This window comes from Streptomyces nanshensis (assembly GCF_001751255.1).
Classification (GTDB): Bacteria; Actinomycetota; Actinomycetes; order Streptomycetales; family Streptomycetaceae; genus Streptomyces; species Streptomyces nanshensis_A.
Genome location: NZ_LJGW01000310.1, coordinates 1 through 5,410 on the forward strand (window position 1 = coordinate 1; position 5,410 = coordinate 5,410).

The following is a 5,410-nucleotide window of genomic DNA, read 5'->3' on the forward strand; positions in this document are numbered from 1 at the left end:
CTCACCCCGCCCGCACCGGCGGCGCCGCCCGCCCGGGCCAGCAGCCGGGACCGTATGCGCGGCCGCCGGATCACCCAGGCCGCGGCCGTCGTCGGCGTGTGCTCGGCGGCGATGGCGTTCGCCTACGCGCAGGGACTCGTGCCGAACCTGTCCGAACTCGCGGGCGAAGTGCCCTCGGAGAAGGCGCCGTCCACGTCCCAGCCCCGCGATCCCGGGCCCTCGGAGTCCGACCGCGGCACCCCGTCCCCGTCGCCCTCCGGGTCGAAGGGCGACGACGGCAAGAAGCCGCCGCCCGACGAGGGCCGTGACCGCAAGCCCTCCTCTCCCCCGCCCGCGCCCGCCGTGAAGGGCGCCGCGCTGGAGTGGCTCTTCGACGGCAAGGACGCCGACGGCCCGGTGGCGAAGGACAGTTCGGGCAACGGCCGGAACGGGACGCCGAAGGGCGACCCGCTGCCGAAGCCGCTGGCCGGCGGCGGACTCGTCTTCGCCGGGCAGCAGTCGGTGACCTCGCGCGGACCGGTCCTCGACACCGACCGCAGCTTCTCGGTCTCGGCACGCGTCAAGCTGAACAGCACCGACGAGTACCAGACCGTCGCCAGCCAGGACGGCACCGAGATCAGCTCCTTCCAGCTCCAGTACGACGCGGTGGAGAAGCGCTGGGAGATGCGGATGCACCGTACGGACTCCAAGACCTCGCGCGCCGACGAGGCGGAGTCCGACGACGCACCGCGTGCCGGGCGCTGGACCTCGCTGACCGGGGTGTACGACGCCGGGGACGAGCGGATCCGGCTGTACGTCGACGGTGAGCTGGAGGGGTCCGTGCACCGGGACGGCGACAACAGCACCGAGGGCGAATTCGCCGTCGGCAGGGCCCAGTTGGGCGACGGGTTCATCCGCGGGCTCGACGGGACGGTCTCCGAGGTACGCGCCTTCCCCCGCGCGCTCACGGGCAAGGAGGCCGCGAGGCTCGCGGAGGACGGCGACGGCTGAGCCCGCCGCGACGGCGGAAGTACGGCGCGTACCCGCGGCCAGCGGCCGGCCTACGGGCGTGCCCGCGAGCCGGGCCTCCGCGGCCGCCACCTCCGCATACGGTGTCCCGGCCGGGACCGGGAACCGGGACCAGAGGACGGGTACGGGGCCGGCCCGGGAGCCGAACGGGCCGCCGCCGTCCGCCCGTCCGACGTCCGTCACCCGACGTCCGTCGCCCCTCGCCCGTCGCTCGCCCGGCCCCCCTCACCCGTCGACCACGTCTCATACCACCATCACGGGAGCAGCCATGCGTCAGACCCGTCTCACCGCCGAGCCGGCCGAATACACCGGCGCCCGCGAGGAGTTGCGGCAGGCCGAGATCGAACTGATGCGGCAGCGGGAGCGGGTCGCCGCCCTGCGCCGCGAACTGCCGCCAGGGCCCGTCGTCGAGGACTACGTCTTCGAGGAGGGCCCCGCCGATCTGGACGCCGGTGACGCACCCGTACGGACGGTCAGCCTCGGCGAGCTGTGCGACACCCCGGGACGGGACCTGATCGTCTACCACCTCATGTACGGCAAGCGGCAGACCGAGCCGTGCCCGATGTGCACGATGTGGATCGACGGCTTCAACGGGGTGGCACGGCACATCGCGCGCAACGCCGACCTCGTGATCGTCGCCGCGGCCGGACTGCCCGAGCTGCGCGCGCACGCCCGTGACCGCGGCTGGCGGAATCTGCGGCTGCTCAGCGCCGGGGCCGGCACCTTCAAGTACGACCTGGGCAGCGAGGACGCCGACGGCGAACAGGACTCGACGGTCTCGGTGTTCAGCCGCGACGATGCCGGTCCCGTACGCCACGTCTACTCCGCGCACCCGCGCATGGCCGACGACGTCGCCGAGCGCGGCATCGACCTGCTCAGCCCGGTCTGGCACCTGCTCGACCTGACCCGGCAGGGGCGGGGCGAGTGGTACGCGGGGCTGGACTACTAGCCACGCGATACGGGACGCACGTCCGCTACGTGCCGGGTGCCAGATCGCGCCGGTACCAGGTGCCCTGCTGACCGCCGACGGAGGACGGGTCGGCCGGGCCGTCCGCGACGAACCCGGCCTTGACCAGCACCTTGTGGGACGCGGCGTTGTCGTGCGAGACGGCCGCGCGCAGGGTGTGCAGCCCGTGCCGCGCCGCCGCCAGCCGGCACAGCTCGCGGACGTACGCCGTGGCCGTACCGCGGCCCGCGACATGCTGCGCGACCCGGTAGCCGAGTTCGGCGCTGCCGTTCTCCAGGTCGTAGAGGTTGAACCGGCCCAGGACCGAACCGTCCTCGGCGACGAGTACGTAAAAGGCGCAGACGCCGGCCTCCTGCTCGGCGAGCAACGCGCCGTACCGGTCGGCGAACCGGTCGAAGTAGGCGTCCCCGCGGTCGGAGACGGAGGCGGCGAAGTAGGTGCGGTTCGCCAGCTCGAAGGCGAGGACCGCCGGGGCATGGCCGGCGTGCAGCCGATGCAGTTCGGGCACCGCGTCACCGTATCCGCGCGGTGCGCCGGGGTCGTCCGGATTTCCGCCGGCGGGCGGCGGGCGGCGTATGGCCAGGCTACCGGCTACCGGCTCTCGCCCGCGCCCGCCTCCGCCTCTGCCTCTGCCTCTGCCTCTGCCTCTGCCTCTGCCTCTGCGAGCACCTCACGGAGCCTGCGGGCGAACGCCTCCGGCTGCCCGGCGTAGCCGAACTCCCCGTCGACGAAGCCCCCGTGGTGGCTCGGGAAGACCGCCGGGCGGTGGCCGAGCAGCGCCGCCGTCGCCTGCGCGGTGCGGCCGGTGAAGGTGTCTCCGGTCTCCTCGCCGACGGCGATCACGATGCGCGTACGGGCCGCGGCGAGCGCGGCGGCGTCGGGCCGGTGGTCGCTGACCGCCCAGGAGCGGTCGGAGAGCAGCGGGTCCTCGCGGCTGCCGTCGTCGTCGGCGGGCAGCCCGAACGCGGCCGGATCCGGCGCAGGCCGGGCGAAGAAGTCGTCGGTGTACTCGCCGGGCCAGGACGTCATCGCGATGAACGCCGCCATCCCGGCGCCCCAGCCCCGCTCCTCGTACACGTCCCGTACGGAGGCCCGCGCACGCTCCGCCGCCGCGGCGTCGGGCAGCACCGGGACGAGCGGGGGCTCGTGTGCGACGAGGGCCGTCACGTCGCCGGGGTGGGCCGCGACGAGCGCCAGCGCCGTCACCGCGCCGCCGCTGCTCGCGAACATCTCGACGGGACCGGCGTCCAGCGCGTCGATCAGGGCGTGCACATCGGCGGCCTGGGTGCCGGGCGCATGGTCCGTACGGCCGTCGGTGCGCGTACTGCGGCCGATGCCGCGCGGGTCGTACGTGACCACGGTGCGGTCGGTGAAGTACGCGGCCAAAGCGCGGAATCCGGAGGCGTCCATGGGCTGGCCGATCATGAGCAGCGGCGGGGCGCCGCCGGCGGGCGGCAGCGGTCCGTGGACGTCGTAGACGAGGCGGGCACCGGGGGTTTCGAGCGTGTGTGTCGTCATGGACGTACGGACCGGGCGCCCGCCGGGAACTCATCGCCCGCGCGGGAGGCCGAGATTGCCCCGAGGCGGCGGTCACGGCCCGGTCCCGGCCGCCGTCCCCCTCCCCCGTCCCTCGGTCGTTTCTTGTTCATCGTGCCGGTCCGCACCTGCTGAACACGCCTGTCGCGGTGTTGCATGCGGTGACCACGCCACGGGTCGCCCGCCGTACCGTCCCGCCGAACGGCGCTGCCGGACGGCGGGCGCGCGGCGTGAACCACACAGGGGAGGGTTCACGCCGCGGTCCGTGCGCGCGGGGAGACGCTCAACTCATCGAGAGGACACACCACATGAACCGCTCACGCCTCCGCGGCGCCGCCTACGGTGCCGCCGCGGCCGGGCTGCTCGCCCTGGCCGCCCTTCCGTTCGACGCCTCGGCGACGGACGCCGCCGGGGACACCGGCAAGGACAAGGGCGCGGCGGCGGCCCCCGCCGCGGGTTCCACTGCGGGCGCCGCGGACGACGGCGACACCGCCGCGGAGCGCTTCGGCTGGGGCAAGCCCGTGCCGGAGGGCACCGACGAGTTCGACTACGGCTCCGCCGACAAGCCGGAGCCGCCGGACACCGCCAAGTGGGAGCTGCCCGGCGGGCCCGGCGAGTGCGGCGAGGGCCACGACGGCAACGGCCGCCGCTGCACCGACAACAGCCAGGTCGTCGGCGGCAAGCTGCGGCAACTCGGCGCGGAGAACGGCGACTCGGGCTGGATGGCATCCAAGTTCGGCCAGCGCTACGGGCGTTGGGAGGCACGGGTGCGCTCGGAGGCCACCGGCGCGGACAGCGAGCGCACCTACCACCCGCTGCTGATCCTCTGGCCGGACTCCAACCGCTGGCCGCAGGACGGGGAGTACGACTTCCTGGAGAACACCGCACCGGGCGAGAAGTGCGCCAAGGCGTTCATCCACTACCCGCACGACCCGAACGCGGAGGTGCAGCAGGAGCCCGCGGAGAGCTGCGGCGTGAACCTCACCGAGTGGCACAACGTGGCCGTCGAGTGGACGCCCGACCACGTCAAGGGATTCGTCGACGGCAAGGAGTGGTTCAGCTTCTCCGGCGGCGAGAACGACGTCCGCGACTGCATCCAGTGCGCGCCCTCGATGCACCAGACGATTCAGCTCGACAACTTCTTCGGGGAGGGCATGCAGACCGCCGCCTACGAAGTCGACTGGACCCGGGCGTACTCCATCGACGGTGTCAGCGAACCGGCCGCCCGCTCCTGACCGTTCGCGGTCGCCGGAACCCGGTGGTGCCACCCGGCGGCACCACCGCACGCGGGCGCCGGACGGCGACGGCGCCCCTCGGCCGTCGCCCCGCGAGCCCCGGAGGACCGTACGGGGCTCACTCGCTGCGCCCGCGCCTCAACCGCCCCCGCACGGCGCCTCGTACGGGACCTGCGGCAGACGGACCCGCCACTCCGCGGGCGTCAGCACACCGCGTGAGCGCGCGCAGACGCCCGCCGCCGCCTCGTCCGCGTCCAGCGTCCACAGCCGTGCCGTGAGGTCGAAGCCGGCGCTGGCGAGGGTGGAGCCGTCCGGGGCGAAGGCCACCGAGGAGACGCTGCCGGTGTGCCCGGTCAGCGGCTGACCCCAGGCGCGGGCGTGCGCGGGGTCCGCCACGTCCCACAGCCGTACGGTCTCGTCGTCGCCCCCGCTGGCCACCCGCTCGCCGTCCGGGCTGAACGCGACCGTACGGACGGGCTGTTCGTGCCCCTTCAGCATCCGCACGGCCGGATGTGCGCGGACGGACCCGGCCACGTTCCACAGCCGCACGGTGCGGTCGTCGCCGCCGCTGGCCAGCGTCCGGCCGTCCGGGCTGAACGCGACGGCGCCGACGCTCTCCCGGTGGCCCGTCAGCGTGCGCAGCGCGCGCGGCGGCCTGTGCCCG

Annotated in this window: 6 protein-coding genes; 3 read left to right on the forward strand and 3 right to left on the reverse strand. The window is 74.4% G+C overall.

The features are described 5' to 3' along the window. Both AN218_RS18305 and AN218_RS18310 read left to right on the forward strand, forming a co-directional pair. Positions 1–990, forward strand: a 990-nt coding sequence (locus AN218_RS18305) for a LamG domain-containing protein (RefSeq protein ID WP_216311779.1), incomplete at its 5' end; no start/stop codon positions are given. Positions 991–1,276: 286 nt separating this feature from the next. Next, positions 1,277–1,957 (forward strand): DUF899 family protein, encoded by a 681-nt coding sequence (locus tag AN218_RS18310; protein ID WP_070017971.1) that lies wholly within the window; start codon positions 1,277–1,279, stop codon positions 1,955–1,957. Positions 1,958–1,982: 25 nt separating this feature from the next. Here AN218_RS18310 and AN218_RS18315 read toward each other — a convergent pair whose 3' ends face one another. After that, positions 1,983–2,483 (reverse strand): GNAT family N-acetyltransferase, encoded by a 501-nt coding sequence (locus AN218_RS18315; RefSeq protein ID WP_070017972.1) that lies wholly within the window; start codon positions 2,481–2,483, stop codon positions 1,983–1,985. An 83-nt stretch (positions 2,484–2,566) separates the two neighbouring features. Continuing rightward, a complete protein-coding gene (locus AN218_RS18320; RefSeq protein WP_079132309.1) occupies positions 2,567–3,493 on the reverse strand; it encodes an alpha/beta fold hydrolase in 927 nt (308 codons plus the stop codon). Positions 3,494–3,819: 326 nt separating this feature from the next. On the opposite strand from AN218_RS18320, the gene AN218_RS18325 reads away from it, so the two are divergent. Further along, the gene (locus AN218_RS18325; RefSeq protein WP_070017973.1) at positions 3,820–4,746 is read left to right on the forward strand and encodes a glycoside hydrolase family 16 protein; all 927 of its coding nucleotides are present in this window, start codon (positions 3,820–3,822) and stop codon (positions 4,744–4,746) included. 138 nt (positions 4,747–4,884) lie between these two features. Here the strand turns inward: AN218_RS18325 and AN218_RS18330 are convergent. After that, on the reverse strand, positions 4,885–5,410 hold a 526-nt coding region (locus AN218_RS18330), incomplete at its 5' end, for a WD40 repeat domain-containing protein (protein ID WP_420855984.1).